The sequence below is a fragment of the Streptomyces sp. GLSS-08 genome, assembly GCF_056387915.1.
The window spans coordinates 357,529-384,010 of sequence record NZ_JBWJAQ010000005.1 but is presented as its reverse complement, the minus strand read 5'-3'; the positions used below and the strand labels follow the sequence as shown (position 1 = coordinate 384,010).

At 73.2% G+C, this 26,482-nt stretch carries 26 protein-coding genes; 17 read left to right on the top strand and 9 right to left on the bottom strand.

All coding sequences use genetic code 11. The annotated features are described in order from the left end of the window. Nucleotides 1-10 precede the first annotated feature (10 nt). Both AC0ZLC_RS11970 and AC0ZLC_RS11965 read left to right on the top strand, forming a co-directional pair. Nucleotides 11-982, top strand: a complete 972-nt coding sequence (locus AC0ZLC_RS11970; RefSeq protein ID WP_476751892.1) for a helix-turn-helix transcriptional regulator — start codon at nucleotides 11-13, stop codon at nucleotides 980-982. A gap of 139 nt (nucleotides 983-1,121) precedes the next feature. Next, nucleotides 1,122-1,640: a DUF4240 domain-containing protein gene (locus AC0ZLC_RS11965; protein WP_476751934.1), complete on the top strand. Its 519-nt coding sequence runs from the start codon at nucleotides 1,122-1,124 to the stop codon at nucleotides 1,638-1,640. A gap of 28 nt (nucleotides 1,641-1,668) precedes the next feature. Here the strand turns inward: AC0ZLC_RS11965 and AC0ZLC_RS11960 are convergent, their stop codons facing one another. Both AC0ZLC_RS11960 and AC0ZLC_RS11955 read right to left on the bottom strand, forming a co-directional pair. After that, a complete protein-coding gene (locus tag AC0ZLC_RS11960; RefSeq protein ID WP_476751891.1) occupies nucleotides 1,669-1,875 on the bottom strand; it encodes a hypothetical protein in 207 nt (68 codons plus the stop codon). A 95-nt stretch (nucleotides 1,876-1,970) separates the two neighbouring features. Then, nucleotides 1,971-2,720 (bottom strand): peptidoglycan recognition protein family protein, encoded by a 750-nt coding sequence (locus tag AC0ZLC_RS11955; RefSeq protein ID WP_476751933.1) that lies wholly within the window; start codon nucleotides 2,718-2,720, stop codon nucleotides 1,971-1,973. Between the two features lie 1,189 nt (nucleotides 2,721-3,909). On the opposite strand from AC0ZLC_RS11955, the gene AC0ZLC_RS11950 reads away from it, so the two are divergent. After that, nucleotides 3,910-5,094 (top strand): MarP family serine protease, encoded by a 1,185-nt coding sequence (locus tag AC0ZLC_RS11950; protein ID WP_476751890.1) that lies wholly within the window; start codon nucleotides 3,910-3,912, stop codon nucleotides 5,092-5,094. 70 nt (nucleotides 5,095-5,164) lie between these two features. On the opposite strand, the gene AC0ZLC_RS11945 is transcribed toward AC0ZLC_RS11950, so the two are convergent. Then, nucleotides 5,165-5,653 (bottom strand): N-acetyltransferase family protein, encoded by a 489-nt coding sequence (locus tag AC0ZLC_RS11945; RefSeq protein ID WP_476751889.1) that lies wholly within the window; start codon nucleotides 5,651-5,653, stop codon nucleotides 5,165-5,167. A 71-nt stretch (nucleotides 5,654-5,724) separates the two neighbouring features. Here AC0ZLC_RS11945 and AC0ZLC_RS11940 point away from each other — a divergent pair, with 71 nt between their 5' ends. Both AC0ZLC_RS11940 and AC0ZLC_RS11935 read left to right on the top strand, forming a co-directional pair. Then, nucleotides 5,725-6,639 carry a TIGR01777 family oxidoreductase gene (locus AC0ZLC_RS11940; protein WP_476751888.1) on the top strand — a complete coding sequence of 305 codons (915 nt, stop codon included), beginning with the start codon at nucleotides 5,725-5,727 and terminating at the stop codon, nucleotides 6,637-6,639. Nucleotides 6,640-6,821: 182 nt separating this feature from the next. Next, complete coding sequence (locus tag AC0ZLC_RS11935) at nucleotides 6,822-8,255, top strand: FAD-dependent oxidoreductase (protein ID WP_476751887.1); 1,434 nt, start codon at nucleotides 6,822-6,824, stop codon at nucleotides 8,253-8,255. A gap of 7 nt (nucleotides 8,256-8,262) precedes the next feature. Here the strand turns inward: AC0ZLC_RS11935 and AC0ZLC_RS11930 are convergent, their stop codons facing one another. Continuing rightward, on the bottom strand, nucleotides 8,263-9,702 hold the full coding sequence (locus tag AC0ZLC_RS11930) for a regulator (protein ID WP_476751886.1): 1,440 nt from the start codon (nucleotides 9,700-9,702) through the stop codon (nucleotides 8,263-8,265). A 306-nt stretch (nucleotides 9,703-10,008) separates the two neighbouring features. Here AC0ZLC_RS11930 and lipB point away from each other — a divergent pair, with 306 nt between their 5' ends. The 4 genes from lipB to AC0ZLC_RS11910 all read left to right on the top strand — a co-directional run bounded on the left by lipB (nucleotide 10,009) and on the right by AC0ZLC_RS11910 (nucleotide 13,116). Continuing rightward, entirely contained in the window at nucleotides 10,009-10,806 is a 798-nt protein-coding gene (gene lipB / locus AC0ZLC_RS11925) for a lipoyl(octanoyl) transferase LipB (RefSeq protein ID WP_476751885.1), read from the top strand. 114 nt (nucleotides 10,807-10,920) lie between these two features. Next, nucleotides 10,921-11,886, top strand: coding sequence for a lipoyl synthase (gene lipA, locus AC0ZLC_RS11920; protein ID WP_476751884.1), 966 nt, complete (start codon nucleotides 10,921-10,923; stop codon nucleotides 11,884-11,886). Nucleotides 11,887-12,164: 278 nt separating this feature from the next. Beyond that, complete coding sequence (locus AC0ZLC_RS11915; RefSeq protein ID WP_476751883.1) at nucleotides 12,165-12,368, top strand: SCO2195 family GlnR-regulated protein; 204 nt, start codon at nucleotides 12,165-12,167, stop codon at nucleotides 12,366-12,368. A gap of 49 nt (nucleotides 12,369-12,417) precedes the next feature. Continuing rightward, the gene (locus AC0ZLC_RS11910; protein WP_476751882.1) at nucleotides 12,418-13,116 is read left to right on the top strand and encodes a DUF4191 domain-containing protein; all 699 of its coding nucleotides are present in this window, start codon (nucleotides 12,418-12,420) and stop codon (nucleotides 13,114-13,116) included. A 106-nt stretch (nucleotides 13,117-13,222) separates the two neighbouring features. On the opposite strand, the gene AC0ZLC_RS11905 is transcribed toward AC0ZLC_RS11910, so the two are convergent. Then, a complete protein-coding gene (locus AC0ZLC_RS11905) occupies nucleotides 13,223-13,690 on the bottom strand; it encodes an RDD family protein (protein ID WP_476751881.1) in 468 nt (155 codons plus the stop codon). A 210-nt stretch (nucleotides 13,691-13,900) separates the two neighbouring features. On the opposite strand from AC0ZLC_RS11905, the gene glnA reads away from it, so the two are divergent. Next, on the top strand, nucleotides 13,901-15,310 hold the full coding sequence (gene glnA / locus AC0ZLC_RS11900) for a type I glutamate--ammonia ligase (RefSeq protein ID WP_358851653.1): 1,410 nt from the start codon (nucleotides 13,901-13,903) through the stop codon (nucleotides 15,308-15,310). 93 nt (nucleotides 15,311-15,403) lie between these two features. Here glnA and AC0ZLC_RS11895 read toward each other — a convergent pair whose 3' ends face one another. Together AC0ZLC_RS11895 and AC0ZLC_RS11890 are read right to left on the bottom strand one after the other, a co-directional pair. Continuing rightward, entirely contained in the window at nucleotides 15,404-15,718 is a 315-nt protein-coding gene (locus tag AC0ZLC_RS11895) for a hypothetical protein (protein WP_476751880.1), read from the bottom strand. A 326-nt stretch (nucleotides 15,719-16,044) separates the two neighbouring features. Then, on the bottom strand, nucleotides 16,045-17,385 hold the full coding sequence (locus AC0ZLC_RS11890; RefSeq protein WP_476751879.1) for a DUF2252 domain-containing protein: 1,341 nt from the start codon (nucleotides 17,383-17,385) through the stop codon (nucleotides 16,045-16,047). A 298-nt stretch (nucleotides 17,386-17,683) separates the two neighbouring features. Between AC0ZLC_RS11890 and AC0ZLC_RS11885 the strand changes: the two genes are divergently transcribed. Continuing rightward, the gene (locus AC0ZLC_RS11885) at nucleotides 17,684-18,877 is read left to right on the top strand and encodes a winged helix DNA-binding domain-containing protein (RefSeq protein ID WP_476751878.1); all 1,194 of its coding nucleotides are present in this window, start codon (nucleotides 17,684-17,686) and stop codon (nucleotides 18,875-18,877) included. 67 nt (nucleotides 18,878-18,944) lie between these two features. On the opposite strand, the gene AC0ZLC_RS11880 is transcribed toward AC0ZLC_RS11885, so the two are convergent. Continuing rightward, nucleotides 18,945-19,253, bottom strand: coding sequence for a hypothetical protein (locus AC0ZLC_RS11880; RefSeq protein ID WP_476751877.1), 309 nt, complete (start codon nucleotides 19,251-19,253; stop codon nucleotides 18,945-18,947). A gap of 162 nt (nucleotides 19,254-19,415) precedes the next feature. Between AC0ZLC_RS11880 and AC0ZLC_RS11875 the strand changes: the two genes are divergently transcribed. From AC0ZLC_RS11875 to AC0ZLC_RS11850, 6 genes are all read left to right on the top strand, one after another. Further along, complete coding sequence (locus AC0ZLC_RS11875) at nucleotides 19,416-19,775, top strand: ArsC/Spx/MgsR family protein (RefSeq protein ID WP_476751876.1); 360 nt, start codon at nucleotides 19,416-19,418, stop codon at nucleotides 19,773-19,775. Nucleotides 19,776-19,897: 122 nt separating this feature from the next. Beyond that, a complete protein-coding gene (locus tag AC0ZLC_RS11870; protein WP_476751875.1) occupies nucleotides 19,898-20,587 on the top strand; it encodes an RlpA-like double-psi beta-barrel domain-containing protein in 690 nt (229 codons plus the stop codon). Nucleotides 20,588-20,955: 368 nt separating this feature from the next. After that, the gene (glnII, locus tag AC0ZLC_RS11865) at nucleotides 20,956-21,984 is read left to right on the top strand and encodes a glutamine synthetase (RefSeq protein ID WP_476751874.1); all 1,029 of its coding nucleotides are present in this window, start codon (nucleotides 20,956-20,958) and stop codon (nucleotides 21,982-21,984) included. A gap of 402 nt (nucleotides 21,985-22,386) precedes the next feature. Further along, nucleotides 22,387-22,971, top strand: a complete 585-nt coding sequence (locus tag AC0ZLC_RS11860) for a winged helix-turn-helix domain-containing protein (RefSeq protein ID WP_476751873.1) — start codon at nucleotides 22,387-22,389, stop codon at nucleotides 22,969-22,971. Between the two features lie 64 nt (nucleotides 22,972-23,035). Next, nucleotides 23,036-24,028 carry an SDR family oxidoreductase gene (locus AC0ZLC_RS11855; RefSeq protein ID WP_476751872.1) on the top strand — a complete coding sequence of 331 codons (993 nt, stop codon included), beginning with the start codon at nucleotides 23,036-23,038 and terminating at the stop codon, nucleotides 24,026-24,028. A gap of 259 nt (nucleotides 24,029-24,287) precedes the next feature. Next, on the top strand, nucleotides 24,288-25,865 hold the full coding sequence (locus AC0ZLC_RS11850; protein WP_476751871.1) for a DUF1996 domain-containing protein: 1,578 nt from the start codon (nucleotides 24,288-24,290) through the stop codon (nucleotides 25,863-25,865). Nucleotides 25,866-25,978: 113 nt separating this feature from the next. On the opposite strand, the gene AC0ZLC_RS11845 is transcribed toward AC0ZLC_RS11850, so the two are convergent. Continuing rightward, entirely contained in the window at nucleotides 25,979-26,446 is a 468-nt protein-coding gene (locus AC0ZLC_RS11845) for a hypothetical protein (RefSeq protein ID WP_476751870.1), read from the bottom strand. Nucleotides 26,447-26,482 lie beyond the last annotated feature (36 nt).

The following is a 26,482-nucleotide window of genomic DNA, read 5'->3' as shown; positions in this document are numbered from 1 at the left end:
TCATGAGGTCATGCGTGCTGCCCGCCTGATCAAGATGGTGCTGCTGCTCCAGTCCCGGCCGTCGATGACCGCCGCGGAGCTGGCGCGGGAGCTGGAGGTGTCCGAGCGGACCGTCACCCGCGACGCGCAGGCGCTGTCGGAGGCCGGCGTCCCGGTGTACGCGGACCGGGGGCGAACCGGCGGGTACCGGCTGGTCGGGGGGTACCGGACGCGGCTGACGGGGCTGGCGCGGACCGAGGCCGAGGCCCTGTTCCTGTCCGGGGTGCCGGGGGCACTGCGGGAGATGGGCCTCGACGACGCGGCCTCGGCGGCCCGCCTGAAGGTGTCCGCCGCGCTGCTGCCCTCGCTGCGGGACGCCTCGCGGACGGCGGGGCAGCGCTTCCATCTCGACGCACCCGCCTGGTTCAGCGAGCCGGAGACCCCCCGGCTGCTGCCCGCCGTCGCGGACGCGGTGTGGGACGACCGCCGGATCGACGCGCGCTACCGGCGCGGCGAGGAGGAGGCGGAGCGGTCCCTGGAGCCGTACGGGCTCGTCCTGAAGGCGGGCCTGTGGTACCTGTGCGCGCGGGAGGCGGAGTCGGGGTCCTTCCGGGTCTACCGCATCGACAGGTTCACCGCGGTCACCCCGGGCGATGAGCGCTTCGTCCGGGACGACGGCTTCGATCTGCCCGGGTTCTGGGAGGAGCGGGCCGCCCAGTTCGCGCGGTCCATCCTGCGCGCGGAGGTCGTCGTACGGCTCTCGGCCCAGGGGGTGCGGCGGCTGCCGTACGTCCTCGATCCGGTGACCGCGAAGGAGGCGCTGGGCGCGGCGGGCGAGCCCGACCGGGACGGGTGGGTGAGCGTCTGTCTGCCGGTCGAGTCCGAGGAGGTCGCGCACACGCAGCTCATGACGCTGGGGCCGGAGGCGGAGGTGCTGGCCCCCGCCGGGCTGCGGGCGCGCTTCTCTGCGGACGCGCGGCGGCTCGCGGCGCTCTACGGCTGACCGGCCGTCACGGGGCGCGGGGCCCGGCGCCGTCGGCAGGACCGCCGGGCCGGCGGTCCTACCGCGGGCATGTGCGCGCATAACAATCTGCGGCACTCCGCGTGCGTCCCTCCCGTCCAGGGCCGATGCTTGACCCGTGATGGACGAGACGGAGTTCTGGGAGCTGGTGGACGCCACCCGCGAGGCCGCCGAGGGTGACCCCGAGGAGCAGGCCGACCTGCTGGTCGAGCGGCTCCTGCGACTGGATCCGGAATCGGTCCTGGACTTCGCCCGGCACTTCGAGTCCCGCTACAACCGCGCCTACCGCTGGGAGCTGTGGGGCGCCGCCTGGATGCTGCTCGACGGGGCGAGCGACGACGCCTTCGACTTCTTCCGGTGCTGGCTCATCGGCCAGGGCCGCGAGGTCTTCGAGGGCGCGGTGCACGACCCGGACTCGCTCGCCGACCTCCTGGAGGACTTCGACGAGGAGGTCGACGGGGACGGTGAGGAGCTGGGGTACGCGGCGGACGAGGCGTACGAGCAGCTCACCGGCGTCGTGGCTCCCGACCTCGGGATCCCGCCGGCGCCCGCCGAGCCCGAGGGCACGCCGATCGACTTCGAGAACGACGGCCTGCTCGCCGAGCGGTACCCGCGGCTGTGGGAGCGGTTCAAGGACTGAGAGCCCCGCGGCGGGTACGAGACGGCCGTCAGCGGGCGGCCGGGAGCAACGGGGGCTCGGTCCGGTGCCCTTCGGGCGCCGTGTGCAGGGGCGGTGCCGCGTTCGCGCGGTCCAGGGCGGACGCCGTGGCCGCCGCCGGTCCGATCACGACCGTCAGCACCGCGCACGCCACCGTCCACGGGCTGCGCAGGACGCCGCTCCACCGGCCGGTTCCCCGCGGACCACTGCTGCTCATCTTCCCCGCCTCCGGTCGGCTGCCTGTCGATACGCAGAGGCTAGGGAGCGGGGGTCTGAGGGGTCCCTGGACCGCCTGTGGGGCCGCTGTGGGTTTCAGCGCCCCTGGAGCCGGGCGGCCAGTTCGCGCATGGCCGGCAGCCGGGCGGTCAGCGCCGCCCCCGGGCAACTGGTCATGAAGCCCGCGTTGTGGCCGGCCAGCGCGGGCAGGGAAGCGGTGGTGCCCGCGCGGTAGCGGCTGAGGTCGTTGCTGGACCGGAGCCGGACCCTGGTGCGCGGATCGATGTTCCCGAGGCCGAGCTTCCACGCGGCGAGCGCGGCGATCGCGTCGGTCATCGCCCGCGGCACCGGCGTACCCGCCGTGAAGGTGCCGATGGCCGCGATCCCCACGGTGCGGTGGTTGAAGCCCTGGGTGTGGGCGCCGGTGACGGGCCGGTCGACGCCGCCGGCCCGGCCCTCGTAGATCGTGCCGCAGCGGTCGACGAGGAAGTTGTAGCCGATGTCGTCCCACTGACGGGCGCCGGTCTGGCCCGCGTACAGGTAGCGGATGATGCGGGGCGTGTCCGCGCAGTCGTAACCGTTCGGCGAGTCGGTGTGGTGCACGAAGACCGCGGCGACGCGGTCGTCGTAGCGCGGGGGTGGCTGGCCGGGCGCGCGGGCGTCGATCCACCGCGAGCGCGGCACGACGGGCGGGCGCGGGGCCTTGTGCTCCACGGCGGGCCGCGCGGCGACGGGCCGGTCGGCGCCGGATCCCCCGCCGCCCAGGCCCACCGTGCACAGCACCAGCGCCAGCACGACGCAGATCCCCGGCAGGAAGAGCAGGGCCACGCGAACCGGGGTGGGCAGCCGCGACGTGTCGAAGCGACGCGGGGGTTCCGGCGGCGGGTTGTCCGCGGGGGCGGGTTCTCGCGCGGGGGCGGGCTCTCGCGCGGGGGCGTTGTCCGGGGGTGCGGGTCCCTGGGCGGGGGTGCCGGTTCGGGGTGGACCACCGAAAAGTCGTTCGCCGTCCGGCGGATACGTGCCTGCCGAGGCCGGCAGGCCTTCCGGCGGGGGCGCGCTGTCCGAGGCGGACGTGCTGTCCAGGACGGGCGCACCGTCCGGGTCGGGCGCGGGCGCACCGTCCCGGGTTGGCGTGCGGGTGTCGGCCGGTACCGGCGGGCGTGCGCCCGCCAGTGGGCCGTCCGGGGGCGGCGTGGGGGCGCCGTCCCGAGACGGCATGGGGGCTTCGCCCGGGGCGCCGTCCCGGGGAGGGGCAGGCACGACGGCCCCATTGTCGGCGGGGAGGCCACCTCCGCCGGGGGGCGTCCCCGGCATGGGCCCGGGCGTGGGCGGGCGGGAGCCGGACGGGGGGCTCTCGGCGCGGGGTGGGATGGGAACTGCGGCCCCGTTGTCGGCGGGGAGGCCACCGCCGCCGGGGGGCGTCCCCGGCATGGGCCCGGGCGTGGGCGGGCGGGAGCCGGACGGGGGGCTCTCGGCGCGGGGTGGGATGGGAGCTGCGGCCCCGTTGTCGGCGGGGAGGCCACCGCCGCCGGGGGGCCTCCCCGGCAGCCCGGGCGTGGGCGGGCGGGAGCCGGACGGGGGGCTCTCGGCGCGGGGTGGGGTGGGAACTGCGGCCCCGTTGTCGGCGGGGAGGCCGCCGCCGGGGGGCGTCCCCGGCATGGGCCCGGGCGTGGGCGGGCGGGAGCCGGACGGGGGGCTTTCGGCGCGGGGGAGGCGCAGGCGGCGTACCGCGGCCCGCAGGCGCGCCGCTCGTGGCTCCCGCGCCTCGGCGGTCCGCGCGTGCCGCGCGGTCCGTCGCCGCGCGGCGCCGGGTATTCGTGTCCCCCGCGCTCCGGGGAAGACACGCATGTGTCCCACCCTCGCCCAGGTCCGGACCATCCGCGACGTGGGCTGTGCCACCCGGTGGAACCATCGTCCCGGTCCGGGGCGTTTCTACAGGTCCACGCACGTGTGCCGGTTTCGGGCCGTACGCGCGCGTGCCTGATCACTGGGCCCGCCCCGCACGTACTGAGGGGCCCGAGAGAAAGGCGGCTCCGTGGACCTGCTCGACTTGCTGCTGTTGCTGGTGATCCTCGCCTACGCGGCGTCCGGCTACCGGCGCGGCCTCGTCGCCGGCTGTGTCTCGCTGGCCGGTTTCGTGGGCGGCGCCGTCATCGGGGTGTGGCTCCTGCCGTGGGTGATGGGCCTGGCCACGCCGGGGACCCCGGCGGCCACGGTGACGGCCGTGCTGACGGTGCTGATGCCCGCCGTGATCGGCCACGAGCTGGCGGGACGGCTGGCGCTGAAGCTGCGCCGCGAGCTGGAGGGCGGCCCGCTGCGGGTGGCCGACGGGGTCGGCGGAGCCGCCGCGAACACGCTCGCGGTGCTCCTGGTGGCCTGGGTCGCCGCGAGCGTCCTCGGCGCTTCCTCGTCCACCGTGGTCACCCAGTCGATACGCGGGTCCGCGCTGCTGGGCGCCGTGCAGGACGCGATGCCGCAGGCCACGCCCGCCTGGTTCTCGCGGGCGACCTCGGCGCTGACGGAGGCGGGCTTCCCACAGGTCTTCAACCCGTTCGAGAACGAGCCCGCGGCCGGTGTCGCCAAGCCCTCCGGTGACAGCGTCACGGCGAGCGCGGCGAACGCGGCCAAGCGCAGCACGGTGAAGATCGAGGGCGCCTCGGGCGACCAGGGCCGCGAGGGCAGCGGCTTCGTGTACGCCGCGCAGCACGTGATGACCAACGCCCACGTGGTGGCGGGCATCGACCGGCCGACCGTGCGGGTGGGCGGCGTGGGCCGCGCGTACGAGGCGAGGGTGGTGCTCTTCGACCCGGAGAAGGACGTCGCCGTCCTGTACGTGCCGGGGCTGCACGCGCCCGTCCTGCGCTTCGACGACAGCGCGCAGCGGGGCGACTCGGCGGTCGTCGCCGGCTATCCGCAGGACGGCGGCCTGAACCTCCAGGCGGCGACGGTCGCGAGCCGCATCGACGCGACGGGCCGGAACATCTACAACACGGACACGGTGACCCGCGAGATCTACTCCATCCGCTCCACCGTCCGCCCCGGCAACTCGGGCGGCCCGCTGCTCACCACGGACGGGAAGGTCTTCGGTGTCGTCTTCGCCCGCTCGACCTCGGACAGCGAGACGGGGTACGTGCTGACGGTGGACGAGATAGCGGGCGACGCCGGGCGCGCGGCGAGGGCCACGGCACCGGTGGACACCGGCGGCCTGGTCACCTCGTAGCCGCGTCGCGCGAGGCCGCCGCCGGTGAGCCGGGGCCCCCGGCACGACGCCGGCCGTGCGCGCCCGTGGTTCAGAGTTGACGTCCCATCATGACGTCGTCCACGTAGGCGCCCTCGATCAGGAACTCCCCGGGCAGGACGCCCTCCACCGCGAACCCCTCCGACTCGTACAGCTTCCGGGCGGGGGTGTTGTGGCCGAGGACGCGGAGCGTGATGCGCCGGGCCCCCTGGCGCCGGGCCTCGTCCCCGGCGGCCCGCAGCAGGGCCCGGCCCACTCCGGCTCCGCGCGCCTCCTCGGCGACGACGAGTCCCTGGATCTGGCGGACATGGGCGTTGCAGGCGAGGGGGGTCGGGAATCCCAGCCGGAGGTAGCCGACGACCTGGCCGGCGAGCTCGGCGACCAGATGGTCACGCGGCCCTGACCGCTCGCTGAAGAAGGGCTCGTACGGCGGCCGGGGACGCGGCTGGACGGCGTGCACCGGGGACCAGGTGACACGGTCGAGCAGGCCGAGTGCCTCCTCGTCGTCAGGAGTGGCGTGACGTATGTGCGGTACCGGCATGCCGGTCACTGTACGACGCGGGCGCGGCGGTCCGGCCGGGTTTTCCCGGAGGCACCCGGCAGGATGGATCCATGAACTCACCGCTTGCCCCCGGCTCCCGCATCGCGATCGCCGGTGCGTCCGGCCTGATCGGCTCGGCACTGGCGCGCTCCCTCGCCGCGGACGGCCACGAGGTGGTGCGGATCGTGCGCCGGGCTCCCCGGACGAAGGACGAGGTGCGGTGGGATCCCAGGGTCCGGCGGGTCGACACTGCGGGGCTCGCCGGGTGCGCCGCGGTGGTCAACCTCGCGGGTGCCGGGATCGCCTCGCGGCGCTGGACGGAGGACTACCGGCGGGAGATCCGCGACAGCCGCGTGCTCGGCACGGCCGCGCTCGCCGAGGCGGTGGCCTCCCTGGACACACCGCCGCGCGTCCTCGTCAACGGCAGCGCGATCGGCATCTACGGCGACACCGGCGACCGGGCGGTGGACGAGAGCGCGCCGCCCGGTGACGGTTTCCTGCCGTCCGTGTGCGTGGAGTGGGAGGGGGCGGCGGCAGCGGCGCGGGAGGCGGGCATCCGTACCGTGTTCGCCCGTACCGGGCTGGTGGTGGCCCGGGAGGGCGGGGCCTGGGGGAAGCTGTTTCCGGTCTTCAAGGCCGGGCTCGGGGGGCGGATGGGGGACGGGCGCCAGTACTGGAGCTACATCTCCCTGCACGACGAGGTGGCCGCGCTGCGGCATCTGATCGACACGGAGTCGCTGTCCGGGCCGGTCAATCTGACGGCGCCCGAGCCGCTCACCAACGCCGAGGTGACGGCGGCGATGGGGCGGGTGCTGCGGCGGCCCACGGTGTTCGCCGTGCCGGCATCGGTGTTGCGGGCCGCGCTCGGGGGGATGGCCGGTGACGTGCTGGGCAGCCAGCGGGTCCGGCCGGCCAGGCTGCTCGACTCCGGTTTCGTCTTCGCGTTCCCGTCGATCGACGCGGCCCTGCGGTCCGCTCTGCGCTGAACCAGCCGTCTCCGCGCGCCATTCCGTCCCGGCCCGGGAACGCCGGGGCCGGTCCCCGACCCCGGGGGGGTGCGGGAGTGCTCCCCCTTGCGACCGTGCGAGGGCTCCGTGCGCCCTTGCCTCGCGGGGCGGTCGACCTAACCTCGACCGGAACTCGGGTATTCCGGGCCCCTGTCGGGGGCATGACGTCCCCACAGCCGCGCGACCTCCAGGAGGAGCACGTGCTAGAGCCGGGACGCGAAGCGCAGATCTCGCAGGACGTGGACGTCGTGATCGTGGGGGCCGGGGTCGCGGGACTCGCGGCGGCCCACCACCTCACCGGGGCGGGCCTCACCACCGCCGTTCTGGAGGCCGCCCCGCGCGTGGGGGGCCGCATGTCGACGGAGAAGGTGGACGGGTTCCGGCTGGACAGACTGGGCCGGCTGCTGTCCACCTCGTATCCCGAACTGCGCCGCACCCCGGGCCTGGACGCGCTGGCCCTGCGGTCGTTCTCACCGGGCGTCCTGCTCCACAGCGACGGCCGGCACCACCGGGCGTACGCCCCCCTCCACCCCCGGAGCGCGAGAGGCGCACTCACCGCGGTACGCGCCCTGGCGAGCGCCCCCAGGCTGCCGGGATCGGCAGTCCGTCCGGGCGGTCACTCCGGCCCAGGATGCCGCCCGGCGGGCCCGCTGGGCCGGCCCCTCGACCAGGCCCGTCTGGGGGCCGCGCTGGCGCGGCTGGCCGCCACCCCGCCGGGCGGCATCCTGGGCCGTCCGGAACTCCCCGCCGCGCAGGCGCTGTCGGCGCGCGGCTTCCCGGCCCGCACCGTCGACGGCTTCCTCCGGCCCCTGCTGGCCGCCCTGTTGTGCGATCCGGACCTCACGACCTCCAGCCGCTGCGCGGACCTCGCGCTGCACTCCTTCGCCACGGGGCGGCTGTGCGTCCCCGAGGGCGGTTGCGACACCCTGCCCGGACTCCTCGCGGCCGCCCTGCCCCCCGGCACCGTCCGTACCGGTGTGCACGTCACCGCGGTCTCCACCACGTCGGTGACCACCCGGGACCACGGCGTGCTCCCCTGCCGTTCCCTGGTGCTGGCGACCGGCGCCCGCGCCGCGGCCGCTCTCCTGCCCGGGCTGCGGGTCCCCGCCTTCCATCCCGTCACCGTCGTCCACCACACGGCCGACGAGCCGCCGCTCGGCGACCCGGCGCTGCTCCTGGACGCCGACCGGAGCGGTCCGGTGACACACACCGCGGTGATCAGCCAGGTCGACCCCACCCGGGCACCGGCGGGCCGCGCCCTCGTCTCCTCGACGGTGCTGGGCACTCCACCGGCCGCCGCCGCCCTGGACGCGACGGTCCGCGCCCAACTGGCCCGCCTCTACGGGACGTCGACCCGCCGCTGGGAACTCCTCGCGGTCCACCACGACCCCGAGGCGGTCCCCGCGATGCCCCCGCCGCACGACCTGTGCCGCCCGGTGCGCCTGTTGGCGGGCCTGTACGTGTGCGGCGACCACCGCGGCACCAGCACCGTCCAGGGCGCGCTGCACTCGGGCCGCCGGGCCGCCCGGGCCCTGCTGAAGGACCTGGGCGTCCGTCCGGCTCCCGCCGACAGACCCCTGGAGACGGCCGCGTGAGCACGGCTCACCCGAGGGCGGACACCCGGTCCCGGTAACCCCGCACGGGAGCGGCGTCCCGGTAGGGCTCGAGACGGCGTTCGAAGTCGCGCACGTACTCCACCGCCCGCACCGAACGCATCTCCGCCGCCTGGCCCGCGGCCTCGGCCCCCAGCTGACAGGCCTGGTCGAGCTCGCCGAGCGCCAGCCGTGCGGTGGCCAGCACCACGCGGCAGAACAGCCGGCTGCGCGCGTAGCCGGGCGCCCGCAGCCTGAGCGAGCGCTCCGCGTGCTGGGCCGCGGCCCGGTACTGCTGGAGATCCCGGTGGCAGTGCCCGAACTCGTCGGCGAGCTGCGCCTCGTCGAAGAACCGGGCCCAGTGCGGGACCTCGTCGGCGGGCCGGGCCGCCTCAAGGGCCCGCTCGGCCCGCACGAGGGAGGCCGTGCAGGCGCGCACCTCCCCCAGCACGCCGTGTCCGCGCGCCTCGACGGAGTGCAGCATCGCCTGCATCACCGGCGGGGCGCAGGAGCCGACGCCCTGCTGCGCCACCCGCGCCAGCTGGACGGCCTCGCGCCCGTGCCCCAGGTAGACCGCCTGCCGGCTCATGGTCACCAGCACGTACGACCCGTAGGCCCGGTCGCCCGCCGCCTGGGCCAGGCGCAGCGCCTGGACGAAGTACCGCTGGGCGAGCCCGTGTGCGGCGATGTCGTACGAGGTCCAGCCGGCGAGGCGGGTGAGGTCGGCGGCGGCCGCGAAGAGGCGGCGGCCGGTCTGCTCGCCGTAGGTGCCGCGGAGCATCGGTTCGGCCTCGTGCTCCAGGTAGCGCACGAGGGCCTGGCGGGCGTGGCCGCCGCCGTACGCGTGATCGAGCGACCGGAACAACTCGCCGACCGAGCGCAGGGCGGCGATGTCACCGCCGGTGACCCGCAGGCCGGGTCCGCGCTCGGACCGGGCGCGCTGGCGGGGCACCGCGGGGCGGCCCTGCGCGGGGACCCCCAGGGCCGCCGGCTCACCGCGGCCGACACGTTCGTCGGCGCGGCCGATGAGCCAGTCCCGGCTCGGGACGACCAGTCCCGCCGGGGTGAAGGCGATCTTGCGGAGCTCGGCGTGGCTGCCGGAGTCCTTGCGCCACAGGCCGCTGACGATGTCGACGGCCTCCTCGGGGCTCGCGGCGAACTCCAGGCCGGCGTACACCGGGGCGCACGCGTCCAGCCCCAGGTCCTGGGCGGTGAGCCGGCGGCCGAGGCGACGGGTGAAGACCTCGGCAATGAGTGCCGGTGTGGTGCCCCGGGGCTGCTGTCCGCGCAGCCAGCGGGTCACGGATGTCTTGTCGTATCTGAGATCGAGGCCGTGTTCGAGGCCGAGCTGGTCCACCCGGCGGGCGAGACCTGCGTTGGAGAACCCCGCTTCTGCGATGAGCGCGGCGAGCTGTCGGTTGGGAGTGCGCTGCGCGGGTCGTTCGGTCATGGTGCGGTGCGGTCTCCTGCCTTCCGGGCGTCAAGTGCCCGGATTGCCTGTGAGCAGCCCTTATGGCCTCGTGACGGCGCGAATGTAGCGGTCCGTAAACACCCGATCGCACATTTCCACGTTCATTCATCCGATCGTGTGAGGATTGTCCGCGGGGCTGACGTCCGTCGGCCGGACGTACAGTGGCGTAGGCGTGCTTCGTGCCTTACGGGCCCCGCCCCGCCGGTCGTGCGGGTGGATCCCGGGGGCCGGTCGGCGGCGCGCCGTCAGTCCGTGCCTGTGGGAGCTTCTAGAAAGGCGCTTGCCGTGAGTGAACTGCGGTTCGTCCGGATGGGATTCGGTGCGGAGGCCGTCGAGTACCAGGCGGCCTGGGACGAGCAGCGCCGGGTGCACGCCGCCCGCTTCCTGGACGAGGTCCCCGACACCTGTCTGCTCCTGGAGCACCCGCCCGTGTACACGGCCGGGCGGCGCACGGCCGACAGCGAGCGCCCCCTCGACGGCACGCCGGTCGTCGACGTGGACCGCGGCGGCAAGATCACCTGGCACGGTCCGGGCCAGCTCGTGGGCTACCCCATCCAGAAGCTCCCGCGCCCGGTGGACGTGGTGGCGCACCTGCGCCGGCTCGAGGAGGCGATGATCCGCGTGTGCGCGGAGTTCGGCGTCGGGACCAGCCGGGTCGAGGGCCGCGCGGGCGTCTGGGTCCTCGGCGACCCGGTGGAGCAGCGCCCCTCCCCCGGCGGCCTCTCCCTCGACCTCGACCCGCGGCTGACGGACGACGAGTTCGACCCCCGCCTCGACGGCCCGGAGTACGCGCCCTCCAACGCCGGCCAGCGGCGCGAGGACCGCAAGATCTGCGCCGTCGGCATCCGGGTCGCCAAGGGCGTCACGATGCACGGCTTCGCCCTGAACGTGAACCCGGACACCTCGTCCTTCGACAGGATCATCCCGTGCGGCATCCGCGACGCGGGCGTGACCTCGCTCGCGTACGAACTGGGCCGCGACCTCACCATCGCCGACGTCCTGCCGGTCGCCGAGAGGCATCTGCGGGACGTCCTTCAGAACGCGGAGCTCAGGCCGCGCGAGGTGGAGCGGACCCCGGCGTAGCCGCCCGCCCCGGGAATGCACCCCCGGACCCGAAGGTTGCCCAGACGCAGGGCCGAAAACAGCACGGGCGTACCCTGGTGTACGCCGACGAATCGAAGTTGTAGGGAGCCGGACGTGTCCGCAGTCGCACCCGACGGACGCAAGATGCTGCGCCTGGAGGTCCGGAACAGCCAGACCCCCATCGAGCGCAAGCCCGAGTGGATCAAGACCCGGGCGAAAATGGGTCCCGAGTACAACGCGCTGCAGAAGCTCGTGAAGAGCGAGGGCCTGCACACGGTCTGCCAGGAGGCGGGCTGTCCCAACATCTACGAGTGCTGGGAGGACCGCGAGGCCACCTTCCTCATCGGCGGCGACCAGTGCACCCGGCGCTGCGACTTCTGCCAGATCGACACCGGCAAGCCCGAGGCGCTGGACCGCGACGAGCCGCGCCGCGTCGGCGAGTCCGTCGTCACGATGGACCTGAACTACGCGACCATCACCGGCGTCGCCCGCGACGACCTGGCGGACGGCGGCGCCTGGCTGTACGCCGAGACGGTCCGCCAGATCCACGCCCAGACCGCGGAGCGCGAGGCCGGCCGCACCAAGGTCGAGCTGCTCGCCCCCGACTTCAACGCCGAGCCGGACCAGCTCGCCGAGGTCTTCTCCTCGCGCCCCGAGGTCTTCGCGCACAACGTGGAGACGGTCCCCCGCATCTTCAAGCGCATCCGCCCCGGCTTCCGCTACGAGCGCTCGCTGAAGGTCATCACCGAGGCCCGCGACTACGGCCTGGTCACCAAGTCGAACCTGATCCTCGGCATGGGCGAGACCCGCGAGGAGGTCAGCGAAGCCCTCCGCCAACTGCACGAGGCCGGCTGCGAGCTGATCACCATCACGCAGTACCTGCGCCCGTCCGTGCGGCACCACCCCGTGGAGCGCTGGGTCAAGCCCCACGAGTTCGTCGAGCTGAAGGACGAGGCGGAGCAGATCGGCTTCTCCGGCGTCATGTCGGGCCCGCTGGTCCGCTCCTCGTACCGCGCCGGCCGGCTCTACCAGATGGCCGTCGAGAAGCGCGGCGCGTACATCGCCTCGCAGGCGGTCTGACCGGCGTACGGGCAGGGGCGGTGGCACGGGGTGCCATCTGTGCGTGTGAGTCCCCGCACAGGCAACGACCGCCCGGCAGCGGCCGGTTCGACGCGGTTGTGACCGTCCTCGCAGCTTGCGGGCTCTCGTCGGGCCGCGTCGGCGTCCCACCCCTCCGCGTCCAGGCTTCATGGGCGTTTGACCGGCCGGTCACGCCCTGGTAACACCATTCAGTGACCCTGGTCTCGTACCACGTACAGCCTCCGCCCGAGCCGCCATCCCGAGGGGGGACCTCCATCATGCAGGCCGCGCCCGTACGCGCCACCGCGATTCCCACGTTCACCGATGCACTGCGTGCCGTCGAGTCGCTGCTCATGAGCGGCGGACAGCGCACCGCGCGCCGCAACGCCTGGACCTCCGTGCAGGAGGACCGCCGCCGTGCCAAGGACCGGGTCGAGGCGCAGCGCGTCCTCGAAGAGGCCGTGGGCCTGCGCCTGTCGTAGCGGCGGCACCGCCGTCGTCGGCGCTCCCAGGGCCACGTAGACTCGTGGCATGGCGAGGAAGGAAACCGCAGCGGACGCTGCGAACCCCGGGCGACTCAAGCAGATCGCCCTGACCTACAAGATGACCCGCAAGGCCGACTCCAAGATCGGTCTTGTGCTCGCGGCTGTCGGAATCGTCACCCTCGGTGTCTTCCTCGCGATCGGCTTCTTGATCGGACACCCGGTCTATCTCGGTATTTTCGGTCTCCTGATCGCCTTCCTCGCGTCGGCGATCGTCTTCGGACGCCGGGCCGAGCGTGCCGCCTTCGGGCAGATGGAAGGACAGCCGGGCGCCGCGGCGGCCGTGCTGGACAACATCGGCCGGGGCTGGACGACGACCCCGGCCGTGGCGATGAACCGCAGCCAGGACGTGGTGCACCGGGCCGTCGGCAAGGCGGGCATCGTGCTGGTGGCCGAGGGCAACCCGAACCGGGTGAAGAGCCTGCTGGCCGCCGAGAAGCGGAAGATGGCGCGGATCGTCTCGGACGTTCCGGTGCACGACGTGCTCGTGGGCAGCGGCGAGGGCCAGGTGGAGCTCAAGCGGCTCCGCACGACCATGCTGAAGCTGCCGCGCGTGCTCACCGGCCCGCAGGTCACGAGGACCAACGACCGGCTGCGCGCGATGGGCGACCTGATGAGCAACATGCCGCTGCCCAAGGGGCCGATGCCCAAGGGCATGCGGATGCCGCGCGGCGGAAAGACCCGCTGACCCCTCCCACGTCGAAGGGGGCGCCCGGATCACTCCGGGCGCCCCCTTCTCTGCGTCTCCCTCGCCGCGCCCAGCACGCGCTGTCGCGCCGCACCCGCGCGGTCCCTCAGCTGCGGACCTCGACCGTGCGGGCGAGCCGGTCGTGCAGGCCCCTGCCGTCGCGGTCCCAGATCAGGGCGGGGACGGCCACGCACAGCAGCGCCGTCCGCAGCAGGGCGCGCAGCGGGTTCGGCCGGCCGCCGCGCTCGGGGACGACGCGCAGCCCGAAGAGGCGCTTGCCCGGGGTGAAGCCGACGGTGCCGACGGTCACGACGCCCAGCACGAAGAAGACGAGCAGCGCCCAGTTCCCCGTCGACCGGTCGTAGCCGTGGGTGAGCAGCCCGTATGCGATCAGCAGGCACAGGGCCCAGTCGACGGCGAGGGCGCCGATCCGGCGGCCCGGGCGGGCGATCGAGCCCGGTCCCTCCTGCGGCAGACCGAGCTGCTCACCCCGGTATCCGAAGTCGGCGCCGGCTTCCTCCGCGGCCGCGCGGGGGCCGGAGAGCCACGATCCGATTGCTTGCCTGTTGTCCACCCGTCCACGGTACTGCGACCGGGTATGTGCCCGGCCGGTCGGGGTATGCGTAGGCTGCTGTGAAACCCGGGCCGGTTAACTTCCACGAAACAAACGGGTCACGCTTGGGAAATCCCCCGTCCCTATGGTCGGGTCCAGCGTGTGCCACCGCACTGGCCGCACAAACGAACTACCACCCCGGTCCCAGTGGGCGGGAGTAGGAGGAGCTGGATGTTCCAGAACGCCGACGAGGCCAAGAAGTACATCGCGGACGAGGACGTCAAGTTCGTAGACGTCCGTTTCTGCGACCTGCCGGGCGTGATGCAGCACTTCACGATCCCGGCCAAGGCCTTCGACCCGGCCGAGGAGCTCGCCTTCGACGGCTCCTCGATCCGCGGCTTCCAGGCCATCCACGAGTCCGACATGGCGCTCCGCGCCGACCTGACCACCGCGCGCGTCGACCCCTTCCGCCGCGACAAGACGGTCAACATCAACTTCTTCATCCACGACCCGATCACGGGCGAGCAGTACTCCCGTGACCCGCGCAACGTGGCGAAGAAGGCCGAGGCCTACCTCGCCTCCACGGGCATCGCCGACACGGCCTACTTCGGCCCCGAGGCCGAGTTCTACGTCTTCGACAGCGTGCGCTTCAAGACCGCGGAGAACGAGTCCTTCTACCACATCGACTCCGAGGCGGGCGCCTGGAACACCGGTGCGGTCGAGGACAACCGCGGCTACAAGGTCCGCTACAAGGGCGGCTACTTCCCGGCCCCGCCGGTCGACCACTTCGCCGACCTGCGCGCCGAGATCTCCCTCGAGCTGGAGGCGTCGGGCCTCCAGGTCGAGCGTCAGCACCACGAGGTGGGCACCGCCGGCCAGGCCGAGATCAACTACAAGTTCAACACGCTGCTCGCCGCGGCCGACGACCTCCAGCTCTTCAAGTACATCGTGAAGAACGTCGCCTGGCGCAACGGCAAGACCGCGACCTTCATGCCGAAGCCGATCTTCGGCGACAACGGCTCGGGCATGCACGTCCACCAGTCGCTGTGGGCCAACGGCGACCCGCTGTTCTACGACGAGGCCGGTTACGCGGGCCTGTCGGACACCGCGCGCTTCTACATCGGCGGCATCCTCAAGCACGCCCCGTCGCTGCTCGCCTTCACCAACCCGACGGTGAACTCGTACCACCGTCTGGTCCCGGGCTTCGAGGCGCCGGTCAACATGGTGTACTCGCAGCGCAACCGCTCCGCCGCGATGCGTATCCCGATCACGGGCTCGAACCCGAAGGCCAAGCGCGTCGAGTTCCGTGCCCCGGACTCCTCCGGCAACCCGTACCTCGCCTTCTCGGCGCTGCTGCTCGCCGGCCTCGACGGCATCAAGAACAAGATCGAGCCGGCCGAGCCGATCGACAAGGACCTCTACGAGCTGGCTCCCGAGGAGCACGCGAACGTGGCGCAGGTCCCGACCTCGCTCCCGGCCGTCCTCGACGCCCTCGAGCGCGACCACGAGTTCCTCCTCCAGGGCGACGTCTTCACGTCGGACCTGATCGAGACGTGGATCGACTACAAGCGCACGAACGAGATCGCGCCGCTCCAGCTGCGTCCGCACCCGCACGAGTTCGAGCTGTACTTCGACGTGTAAACCGTCGCGCAACACGACGGAGCCCCGTCACCGCCTTGGAGCGGTGACGGGGCTCCGTCGTGTTGCGGCCCGCCGGGGGCGGGGCCGAGCGCGTCAGACAGGGCCCTGGTTGCCCTTCCTGCGTTCCTGGCGGCGCGCCTCGCGCGGGCGTTCGCGGCGGTAGCGGCGCTCCCACCTGGCCTGCTGGTCCCGGCGCTCGCGGTAGGCGCGGTAGCTCGAGTCCACCCGGCCCGCGGACCCTGCGGATCCGCCGGGAGCGGACGGGGCGCCCGCGGCGGACGCGCCCGCCCCGGCGCGTCCGTACCGGACGTACAGGAAGAGCAGGGCGACCGCGGCCAGCCACAGGACGTGGTGGGAGAAGCCTAGGACGACAAGGACCGAGGTCGCCGAAATGATCAAGGTGCCCATGACGGGACTCCTTGGGGCGTGGGCGGACTGAATCTCTGCGGGTGCTTCGAGCGGGTGCTTCGACAGGGCGCCTGGGGCGGGCGGCCGTCCGTCGGTGCGTAGACAGTAACCCCGAGTCCGCCGCCCGATGCCTGTCCGGCGGGAAGCGGTGCCCAACGGCTCCGGAACGCTCGCCCAGCGTAGGGACCCGGTCCCGGCCCGTGCATCCCATTTCCCGGCCCGTCACCCGGATGGCAGCTCCCGCACGGGTGCGGCGGGACACCGCCGCGCGGCGGCCGGGCGCCGGGCTCGGACGCCGCGGGGCCCGGCCGGCCGGTGCCGGTGTCTCAGACCCCGGGGGCGGCTCTGACCACCCCGGCGGCCACGGCCGCGCACAGCGTCCCGTGGTCCAGGGCGTTCTGGTCGGCGTAGCGGAGGGCGAAGTCCGCGACGGCGCGTTCGAAGGTGTCGGCGCCGCCGAGGTAGGCGGCGATGGCGATGCGGTCGCCGGAGCGGGCGTGGGCGCGGGCCAGGGCCGTGCCGCACAGCCGCGCGTAGCCGAGGAGTTCGTCCGGGCTCATGCCCGCGACGTCCGCGGTGCCCTTCGTGTCACGCAGCTGACGCCAGTAGTACGGCCGTCCCTGGGGCCCCGTCATCCAGCCGAGGAAGATGTCGCTCGCGGCCTGGAGCAGCCGCTGGCCGGCGACGACGCGGTGACCGGCGTGGTCGTAGGGGCCGCTCGGCAGGTGTTCCTCGAGGACGGACCGGCCGGCCTCCTTGATCTGCAGGAACAGCGGGTCGTCCGCGTCGCGCCCGGCGAGCAGCACCACGAAGCAGCGGGTGCCGACGCTGCCGACGCCGACGACCTTGCGGGCGGCGTCCACGAAGCGGTAGCGGTCCAGGAGCAGCCGCCGCTCCTCGGAGAGCGTGGAGCGGTAGTCGCTGAAGATCTTGCGTAGCGCCCCCATGTCGGGCGGCCCGGCGCGCTCCAGCAGGGGCGGGTCCTGGACGATGCGGGGTCGGCCGTCGACGGTCTCGGTGAGTCTGCCGAGCGACTGAAGGCTCGTCCGGCGCCGGGCGCGCACGAGGCTGGACTCGGCGCGTCTGCGGTGGTGTGCGGAGCGGACCAGCGGGACCAGCCGGCCGGCGTCGATGCGTTCGTACCAGACGGCCAGTTCGCCCCGTCCCGCGAGGTGCCGCATGGCGTGGCGGTACTCGGCGCCCGCCGCACGTGCCGCGCGGCGGGCCCGTGCCTCGCTGTGCCCGTTCTCGCGGGCGGTCACGGCGATGCTGGCGGCGAGTCGCTTGACGTCCCACTCGAAGGGCCCGGGGAAGGTCTCGTCGAAGTCCTTCAGGTCGAAGAGCAGCGCGCGTTCCGGAGAGGTGAACACACCGAAGTTGAGCAGGTGCGCGTCGCCGCAGAGCTGGACGGTCAGGCCGGTGTGCGGCCGGGTGGCGAGGTCCGCGGCCATCACGGCGGCCCCGCCGCGCAGGAACGCGAAGGGGGACGCGCTCATCCGCCCGTACCGGATCGGCAGGAGTTCCTGGAGCCGGTCCCGGCACTGGCGTTCCAGTACGGCGACGGGGTCGGGGCGGTCGACCGCGGCCAGCCAGTCGGCGTGCGCGGAGCGCGGGACGCGTTTGCGGACCGCCCTGCCCTTCTCGGCGCGGTCGGCGGGCGCGGTCATGAGGCGGGGTGCGCGGTCGCGGGCGGCCCGACGGGCCTTCGTCCACTCTGAGGGGCCATCGCCGTTCCGCCTTTCCCCGCTCCTGCCCGCGCTGCTTTCCCCCGTTCGCCCCAGTGAAGGCCGCCGCCCGGGACGTGCGCATGCCGGGTACGGCAGTCGGGTGACGTGTCCCGGGGTCCTGTCGTCGGACTCCAGGCGGACGGGAGTCCGACGACGGGGCCCGGGGCGGCCGGGTGTCCGACAGGATGGGGAGGTGCCGGGAACCGGCACCCGGGGCGGCGGAACGGACGGAGGCGACGTGGGAGCGCAGCGGCGGCACATCGGGGTGGCGGAGCGGCGGGCCCGGCTGGCACTGCGGCACCGGCTGGCGGGTGCGGCGGGTGCGGCCGGCCCGGAGGAGATCGCGGGCTCGCTCGTCGCGCTGCACGGCACCGATCCGGCGACGGTGTACCTGTCGGTGGGGGCCCGGCTGACCGACTCCGCAAGGACCGTCCGCGAGGTGGAGCGGGCGCTGTACGAGGACCGCACGCTGGTGCGCATGCACGGGATGCGGCACACGGTGTTCGTGTTCCCCGCCGGGCTGGCGGCCGTGGTGCACGCCTCGACGGGGCTCGCCGTCGCCGCGAAGGCGCGGGCCGGACTGGTCGCCGACGTGGTGACCGGCAGCGGCGGGCGGCTGACCGAGGAGTGGCTGGCCGAGGTGGAGGCGTCCGCGCTCGCCGCGCTGGCCCGGCGCGGCGAGGCCACGGTCAATGAACTCGTCCGGGACGAACCGCGGTTGAGGGAGCAATTCACCTACGGGGCGGGCCGGAGCTACGAGAGTCAGCAGACCGTGTCGTCGCGGCTGATGCGGGTTCTCGGTACCGAGGCGCGGGTCGTGCGCGGGCGCCCGCTCGGCGCGTGGACGTCGAGCCAGTTCCGCTGGGCGGTCGCTACGCCGCACCCCGGACCGGCACCCGCCGAGGCCCGGGCCGAGCTCTTGCGGTGCTGGCTCCGGGCGTGCGGTCCCGCCTCGGAGGCCGATCTGAAGTGGTGGACGGGCTGGAAGGTCACCGACGTGCGCCGGGCGCTCGCCGCGGCCGGGGCGGCGGCCGTGTCGCTCGACGGCGGGGTCACGGGGTACGTGGCGGACGGGGACGAGGGGCCGGTGGCCGGGCCCGGCGAGCCGTGGGCCGCACTGCTGCCCGGGCTCGACCCGACGGCCATGGGGTGGCAGGAGCGGGACTGGTTCCTGGCGCCGGAACTGCGCCCCGCACTCTTCGACCGGAGCGGGAACGTGGGGCCGACGGTGTGGTGGAACGGGCGGGTCGTCGGGGGCTGGGCCCAACGGCCCGACGGGGAGGTCGTGTGGCGGGTGCTGGATGCCGCAGGGCTCGGCCGGGAGGGCCACGACGCCGTCGCCGCCCAGGCCGCCCGGCTGTCCGCGTGGCTGGGCGCCACCCGGGTCACTCCGCGGTTCCGGACGCCGCTGGAACGCGAGCTGGCGGCGTAGTGAGGTGCCGCCGCGCCGCCCTTGCCCGTCCCGGGGCTCCGCCGGTGCGGGCGGAGCCCCGGGGAGGTCAGCGGGCGTACCGCATCAGTGCCCGGACCATGTGGCACGTGGTGTCCGACGGGGGGTGGACGCCGATGAGCTGCGCGGTGCTGCGGATCGTCTCGTTGCGGGCCTGGTCCGGCACGTGGACACCGGAGTCGAGCAGGGCGATCGCGAGGCGCATCGCCTTGAGCCGGCGGTTGTGGGTGACGTACCAGTCGCGGGGCCGCCCGGGCGGGAGCGGGCGCTTGGCCACGGGCTCGTACGGCAGGCCGGGCGGGACCTCCCTGCGGGCGGTGGAACGGGGGGACTTCGGCTTCAGTGCGGCAGCGGGCACGGGCATCCTCCTGTCGCGGTCAGGGCCTCGCCGGAACCTCCGGCGCACCCTCGAACACTGCTTCCATTCTACCGCCCGGCACTGACAAAAGCCCCTGGCCACAGGGGTTTTGACGGGGGCTGTGGCGCAGGTGGGAGGGGGTGTTCCGGGTACCGTGTGGGCATGGAGATCTGGATCAACCCCGCCTGTTCGAAGTGCCGCAGCGCCGTCGGCCTGCTCGACGCGGAGGGCGCCGACTACACCGTGCGCCGCTACCTGGAGGACGTGCCCACCGAGGACGAGATCAGGGACGTACTGGAGCGTCTCGGACTCGAACCGTGGGACATCACCCGCACCCAGGAGGCCGCCGCCAGGGAACTCGGCCTCAAGGAGTGGGCGCGGGACGCCGGTTCGCGGGACCTGTGGACCAAGGCGCTGTCGGAGCACCCCGAGCTGATCCAGCGGCCCATCATCACGGCGGACGACGGAACCGCCGTGGTGGGCCGCACGGAGGAGGCGGTACGGGACGCCCTGTCCCGCTGACCGTCCGTCACCGACCCGCTTTTGTGGCCCACGTCACCCCGGCGGTCTCCGTGACCATTGAGTGACCTCGTTCGGTATCTCGTACATAGCGGCGTACGTTCCCCCGCATCCAGGAGGCGCGCATGTCGCGTAGGAGAACGCTCGGCACCAAGAAGAGGCTCGCGCTGCTGGTCAGCGCGGCCGCCGTGGCCGGAGGCGGGGCCTTCGCCCTCGCGGCCACGTCGAACGCGTCGCCGGTCCAAAGCGCCAAGGACTCGGCGGTCTGCCAGGGACTGGCCACCGCGGTCGGCAACAACCAGCGGTTCATCGACGCCCAGCGGGCCGCTCCCGACGCCCAGTCGAAGGCCCGGATCGCCAACCGCGAGGACGTCATCAAGGAGATCGGGCGCCAGCAGAAGGCGTCCGGCTGCGAGGTCGGGGAGTCGGCTCAGGACTCCCAGGCCGGCCAGCCGGAGACCGGCGCGCCCGCCGGGACGGCTCCCGAGGAGACCGCACCCGGTGACGGGGCGGGCACCGGGGACGCGGGCCAGGACGCGGGAGGCGAGGAGGCGGGCGGTGCCGCCGGCGAGCAGGTGTGCGCCGGTTCGACCGTCACGCTCTCCGGCGAGAGCGGCGCCCCGGCGGCGTCCAGCAACGAGTTCCCGGCCGGGACCAGGCTGAAGGTGACCAACCTGGACAACGACAAGTCCACGACGGTCGAGGTGACCTCGGTCTCGGGCAGCTGCGTCCTGCTCAACAACGCGGCGTTCGAAGAGGTCAGGGAGCCCGGAAAGTTCCTGATCCGCCGGGCCCGCATCGAGAAGGTCGGCTGACGGCCCTCTGCCGTCGTCGTACGCGGGAACACCGCCGAGGGTCCCGCTTCTCCCGCACGGGAGGGGCGGGGCCCTCGCCCGGTGCGGGGCCCCTGCCGTGCGCGCCCGCAAACGCATCGCATACGAGCCGCCGCCCCGGCGGACGGGTCCGTACGGCCCTGGCCCACCTTCCCCTCGCCCACCCCCACGGTGCTCCCTCACCGCGTGACCCCGGGCACACGAGTCCCAGGTAACACGGGGTTCACCTGCGGGCAATGACCGGGAAATCGCCTGTTGACAGGCTGCCGGACATCCCAGCGGCGCCCCAGTGCCGCAGCGCCGCAGCACCCGCACGTGCGCGTGCAGACCCACCCCGAAGGATGTGGCCCGTGACCTTCAAGGCTGAGTACATCTGGATCGACGGCACCGAGCCGACGGCCAAGCTCCGTTCCAAGACGAAGATCCTGGCCGACGACGCCAAGGGTGCCGAGCTGCCGATCTGGGGCTTCGACGGGTCGAGCACCAACCAGGCCGAGGGCCACGCCTCGGACCGCGTACTCAAGCCGGTCGCCACGTACCCGGACCCGATCCGCGGCGGCGACGACGTCCTCGTCATGTGCGAGGTCCTCGACATCGACATGACGCCGCACGAGTCCAACACCCGTGCCGCGCTCGCCGAGGTCGCGGAGCGGCACGCCGCGCAGGAGCCGATCTTCGGCATCGAGCAGGAGTACACCTTCTTCAAGGGCTCGCGTCCGCTCGGCTTCCCCGAGGGCGGCTTCCCGGCCGCGCAGGGCGGCTACTACTGCGGCGTCGGCTCGGACGAGATCTTCGGCCGTGACGTCGTCGAGGCACACCTCGACAACTGTCTGAAGGCGGGTCTGGGCATCTCCGGCATCAACGCCGAGGTCATGCCCGGCCAGTGGGAGTTCCAGGTCGGGCCGCTCGCGCCGCTGGAGGTCTCCGACCAGCTGTGGGTCGCGCGCTGGCTGCTCTACCGCACCGCCGAGGATTTCGGCGTCTCCGCGACGCTGGACCCGAAGCCGGTCAAGGGCGACTGGAACGGCGCCGGCGCGCACACCAACTTCTCCACCAAGGCGATGCGCGAGGGCTACGACGCGATCATCACCGCGTGCGAGTCGCTGGGCGAGGGCTCGAAGCCGCTCGACCACGTCAAGAACTACGGCGCCGGCATCGACGACCGGCTGACGGGTCTGCACGAGACCGCCCCGTGGAACGAGTACAGCTACGGCGTCTCCAACCGCGGTGCCTCGGTCCGCATCCCGTGGCAGGTCGAGAAGGACGGCAAGGGCTACATCGAGGACCGCCGTCCGAACGCGAACGTCGACCCGTACGTGGTGACGCGGCTGCTCGTCGACACCTGCTGCACCGCTCTGGAGAAGGCCGGCCAGGTCTGACCCCCCGCCTCCCGTGCAGGGGCGCCCGCCGGACCGGCGGGCGCCCCTGCCGCGTTCCCCGCCGGGCGCGGGAGTCAGGATCGCGCCGAGGCCCGTATCACGTGCCGAGAAGGTCCCTACCGGAGCTGCTCAGGGCCGCGCTCATCTGCTTCAATGGACCCATGGCCAGCTTCCAGAAGTGCACCGCGACGGGTCGCCACGACCTCGAGCCCTTCTGGCCCTCCCGTCAGCACCACGACTTCGACCGGGAGTGTTGTCGCGCGATGAACGCGCGGGCCCTCTAAAGCCGTCCACCCCGGCCTTCGGCCAGCGCGCACGACGTACGTCCGCCGACTCCCCCGCGAAGACCTCGCGGCCGTCGGCACCACACGACGACTCCTCGCGCGAAAGAGCTGACCTCTCATGGCGAACACCCGTACCTTCTCCACCGCCGGCACCCTCACCGCCTCCGCCCCGACCGCCGCACGGCACCGGCTGCGCGCCGTCGACCGGGACGAGGTGGTCGACGTCGCGGACTTCCTCCCGCCGGGAGCCACCTGGCTGCCGGCTCCCCAGCACACCCTGCCGACGCTGCCGGGCCGGCCGCCGATGGTCGGCTACCTGGTCCTCGTCCCGGCCGACCAGCAGCCGCTGCTGCCGGTCGCCGTGCCGGACGCACCCGATGATGCGAGGGCCCTCGGCGAGGACGCCGGCGAACCGCTCGTCCGGATCGACTCCGTGCAGCGCACCGCGCGGGTCGACGGCCGGACGCTCGACCTGACGTACCTGGAGTTCGAACTGCTCGCCCACCTGGTCGCGCACCCCCACCGGGTGCACACCCGCGACCAGTTGGTCACCACGGTGTGGGGCTACGGGCATGTGGGCGACGGCCGTACCGTCGACGTCCACGTCGCCCGGCTGCGGCGCAAGCTCGGCGCGGAGCACCGCAAGGCGATCCAGACGGTGCGGCGGGTCGGGTACAAGTACGCCCCGCCGGCCGGACGCTGACCTCGGATCTCCTGTCAGCAGATTCCCGTTCCGTCCGGGCCGCCCCTTGGGCAGAGTCACCGGCATGAGACTTCTGATGCTGGGCGGTACGGAGTTCGTGGGGCGCGCCGTCGTGGAGGCGGCGCTCGCCGCCGGCTGGGACGTGACCGTCTTCCACCGCGGGCGGCGGGCCGCCCCCGCGGGCGTGCGGACGCTGCACGGCGACCGCACCGCTCCCGGCGGACTCGCGGCGCTCACCGAGGGCGAGTGGGACGTCGTCGTCGACACCTGGTCGGCGGCGCCGCGGGCGGTGCGGGACACGGCGCGGCTGCTGGCAGGCCGGGCCGGGCGGTACGTGTACGTGTCGAGTTGCTCGGTGTACGCGTGGCCTGCCACCGCCGGGTACACCGAGGACGCTCCCCTCGTCGGGGGCGCGTCGGCCGGCGCGGAACAGAGCGACTACGCACGCGACAAGCGGGGCGGAGAGCTGGCCGTGCTGGAGAGCTTCGGTGCCGGCCGCTCGGTGCTGGTGCGCTGCGGGCTGATCCTCGGGCCGTACGAGAACATCGGGCGGCTGCCGTGGTGGCTGAACCGGATCGCGCGCGGAGGTCCCGTGCTCGCGCCCGGCCCTCGCGACCTGCCGCTCCAGTACGTCGATGTCCGCGACCTCGCCGAGTGGACCGTCGGGGCGGCGGAAGGTGAGGTGAGCGGGGCGTACAACCTGGTGGGGCCGCCGGGGCACACGACGACGCGCGGGCTCCTCGACGCGTGCGCCCGGGTCACCGGCGGGCGGGCGGAGCTGCGGTGGACCGAGCCCGGGGCGATCCTCGCGGCGGGGATCGAGCCGTGGACGCACCTGCCCGTGTGGGTGCCGCCGGGCAGCGGGCTGCACGACGCGCTGCACGGGGCGGACGTGTCGCGTGCCCTCGGTGCGGGACTGCGGGTGCGGTCCGTCGAGGAGACGGTCGCCGACACGTGGAGCTGGCTGCGGAGCATCGGAGGCGTGCCCCCGCAGCGGTCCGACCGGCCGGTGGTGGGACTCGACCCGGCCGTGGAGGCGAAGGTGCTCGGCATGTGACTCCGGGCGTGCCCTCCCGGATCAGTGCGGGCCGCGCACGACGCCGTACCCGACCGCACTGACTATGGTTCAAACCTGATCCGGGAGATCAACTCCCTTGATTCAACGGCGTTCTGGCCCCTTGTGCCGGAAATGGCCTCATGCGTTTCCAAGTTCTTCCGCGGTTCCTGAACACCCCACACGCCTCACGCGTATGGATGGGAGCCGCTTCACTCCTGTCGGGCGCCTCGCTGCCCCGCAAGGAAGTCAGAGGAGTTCCATGGGACGCAACACGCGAAAACGCCGTTCACCGCTCGCCGTCCGCGCCATAGCCGCATCGGCGGCTCTGGCGATCGGCGGCGGCGGTCTGGTCTGGGCGAATTTCTACGCTTCCGCGCACGAGGAGAACTCGGCGCAGAACAGCACCAAGGCCGCCGCCGCCCAGGTGGCCACCATCAAGTGCCCGGACGTGGGTCAGCAGTTGACCACTGTCCCGTACCGGGCACGATCCGGCGTCGACAGGGAGCTGGCGGCCCTCGACAAGCAGATCACCGAGGCCTACGCCCGGCTCGCCGCCACGCGCGACGCCGCGACGAAGGACACCGCCTTCGTCCAGAACGCCATCCTCGGCCCGCTGAAGGACAAGCGGACCGCGACGATCGAACGGATCAAGATCGGATTCAAGCGGGTCGGCAGCACCGCGCCCAGCTCGCTGGACGCACTCGCGCCGTGCACCGGCGTCCCCGCGGCTCCGCCGCAGACCACCGACGGCCAGGCCGGCAACGGTCAGGCGGGCAATGGTCAGGCGGGCAATGGTCAGGCGGGCAATGGTCAGGGCCAGAACGGCGGCGGCCAGAACCAGGGCACCGGCGGCCAGGGCCAGAACGGCGGCGGCCAGGGCCAGGGCAACGGGGGTCAGGCCGGGAACGGCGGGCAGGCCGGCAACGGTCCGGTCGCGGCCGACTTCGTCGACATCACGAAGGTGCGGCCCAACGTGGCCCGCAAGGCACGGACCCGCGCAGCCGGCTCGTCCGGCACCTTCACCAGCTCCTGCGGTGTGAACGCCAACAAGAAGTTCAACACCGACAACGTGATCGTGGCGCCCGGTGTCACCAACGGCGCTCACCACCTGCACGACTACGTCGGCAACCAGTCGAACGACGCGTTCGCCAACAACGACACGTTCGCCGCGGCCCAGACCAGCTGCGCGAACCAGGGCGACAAGTCCTCGTACTACTGGCCGGTGGTGCGGATCCAGGACGGTACGCAGGACTTCGACCAGAACAACGACGGCGGCGGCAAGGAGGGCAACGTCGGCAAGGTCCTGCAGACCAAGCAGGCGTCCATCAAGTTCGTCGGCAACCCGCGCAGCAAGGTCGTCGCGATGCCGAAGTTCCTGCGGATCATCACCGGTGACGCGAAGACCACGACCAACGGTCTCGCGAACGCCAACGCCCACTGGAGCTGCACCGGCTTCGAGAACAAGGTCCAGCTGACGGCGCAGTACCCGATCTGCCCCCAGGGCAGCAGCGTGGTGCGCTCGTTCGCCTTCCAGAGCTGCTGGGACGGCCAGAACGCCGACAGCGCGAACCACCGTACGCACGTGGCCTTCGCCGACGCCCAGGGCAACTGCGCAAACGGCTTCAAGGCGATCCCGCAGCTGACGATGCGCCTCGTGTACGACGTGCCGCCGCCGACCATCGCGAACGGTCAGGTCAAGAACGCCTACGCGGTGGACGGTTTCCCGGAGCAGCTGCACAAGCCGAGCACCGACCACGACGACTTCATCAACGTCTTCGACGAGAACCTGATGAACAAGATGGTCAACTGCATCAACACCGGCAAGAAGTGCAAGTGACCGGCTGAGCCGACTCACCGAGGAGGCCGGCGGCGGGATCTCCCGCCGCCGGCCTCCGGCGTTTCCCCGCAGCGCCCCTGGAGTGTCCCCGGGGCACCCGCGAATCCGTGTGGTCAGCCGCTGTGGTGACCGGAGTGCGCGGTCCCGGTCTCCGCGCCGCCACCGCTCCCCGAGTGGTGCGAGGTCCCCTCCTCCATGGTTCCGCCGAGCCGGCCGCGCAGCGCCGTGACCGTCTTCGGTTCGCCGACGGCGACCCACTTGCTGCCGACGAGGTACGAACCGCCGTAGTCCTTCGCCTCGTTGAGCCACTCACGCTGACCGCGGTCGGTGGCGAAGGTGGCGAGGATGAACTTGCCGTCGGTGTTCTTGCAGACGGCCTGGCGGATCTCGTCGGCGTCCGTCTGGATGTCCGGCTCGCACTTCGCCTCGGAGGCCAGGTCCTCCAGGCTGCCGGTGGCCGTGGCCGGGACCTTGTCGTCCCCCGCTCCGGCGTCGCCCGACCCGCCGCAGCCGGTGAGCAGCAGCAGCGCCGCGGCGGCCCCCGTCGCGGCGGCCGCAAGCCCTTCGCGCGTCAACCTCATTCGTTCCTCCGGTCCCTCACGGCGACATGAACTCGC

Coding starts and splice junctions, on each gene's coding strand:
- AC0ZLC_RS11970 (WP_476751892.1), top strand. CDS start 11: ATGCGTGCTGCCCGCCTGATCAAGATGGTGCTGCTGCTCCAGTCCCGG.
- AC0ZLC_RS11965 (WP_476751934.1), top strand. CDS start 1,122: ATGGACGAGACGGAGTTCTGGGAGCTGGTGGACGCCACCCGCGAGGCC.
- AC0ZLC_RS11960 (WP_476751891.1), bottom strand. CDS start 1,875: ATGAGCAGCAGTGGTCCGCGGGGAACCGGCCGGTGGAGCGGCGTCCTG.
- AC0ZLC_RS11945 (WP_476751889.1), bottom strand. CDS start 5,653: ATGCCGGTACCGCACATACGTCACGCCACTCCTGACGACGAGGAGGCA.
- AC0ZLC_RS11940 (WP_476751888.1), top strand. CDS start 5,725: ATGAACTCACCGCTTGCCCCCGGCTCCCGCATCGCGATCGCCGGTGCG.
- AC0ZLC_RS11935 (WP_476751887.1), top strand. CDS start 6,822: ATGACGTCCCCACAGCCGCGCGACCTCCAGGAGGAGCACGTGCTAGAG.
- AC0ZLC_RS11930 (WP_476751886.1), bottom strand. CDS start 9,702: ATGACCGAACGACCCGCGCAGCGCACTCCCAACCGACAGCTCGCCGCG.
- AC0ZLC_RS11915 (WP_476751883.1), top strand. CDS start 12,165: ATGCAGGCCGCGCCCGTACGCGCCACCGCGATTCCCACGTTCACCGAT.
- AC0ZLC_RS11910 (WP_476751882.1), top strand. CDS start 12,418: ATGGCGAGGAAGGAAACCGCAGCGGACGCTGCGAACCCCGGGCGACTC.
- glnA (WP_358851653.1), top strand. CDS start 13,901: ATGTTCCAGAACGCCGACGAGGCCAAGAAGTACATCGCGGACGAGGAC.
- AC0ZLC_RS11895 (WP_476751880.1), bottom strand. CDS start 15,718: ATGGGCACCTTGATCATTTCGGCGACCTCGGTCCTTGTCGTCCTAGGC.
- AC0ZLC_RS11890 (WP_476751879.1), bottom strand. CDS start 17,385: ATGACCGCGCCCGCCGACCGCGCCGAGAAGGGCAGGGCGGTCCGCAAA.
- AC0ZLC_RS11875 (WP_476751876.1), top strand. CDS start 19,416: ATGGAGATCTGGATCAACCCCGCCTGTTCGAAGTGCCGCAGCGCCGTC.
- AC0ZLC_RS11870 (WP_476751875.1), top strand. CDS start 19,898: ATGTCGCGTAGGAGAACGCTCGGCACCAAGAAGAGGCTCGCGCTGCTG.
- AC0ZLC_RS11860 (WP_476751873.1), top strand. CDS start 22,387: ATGGCGAACACCCGTACCTTCTCCACCGCCGGCACCCTCACCGCCTCC.
- AC0ZLC_RS11855 (WP_476751872.1), top strand. CDS start 23,036: ATGAGACTTCTGATGCTGGGCGGTACGGAGTTCGTGGGGCGCGCCGTC.
- AC0ZLC_RS11850 (WP_476751871.1), top strand. CDS start 24,288: ATGGGACGCAACACGCGAAAACGCCGTTCACCGCTCGCCGTCCGCGCC.
- AC0ZLC_RS11845 (WP_476751870.1), bottom strand. CDS start 26,446: ATGAGGTTGACGCGCGAAGGGCTTGCGGCCGCCGCGACGGGGGCCGCC.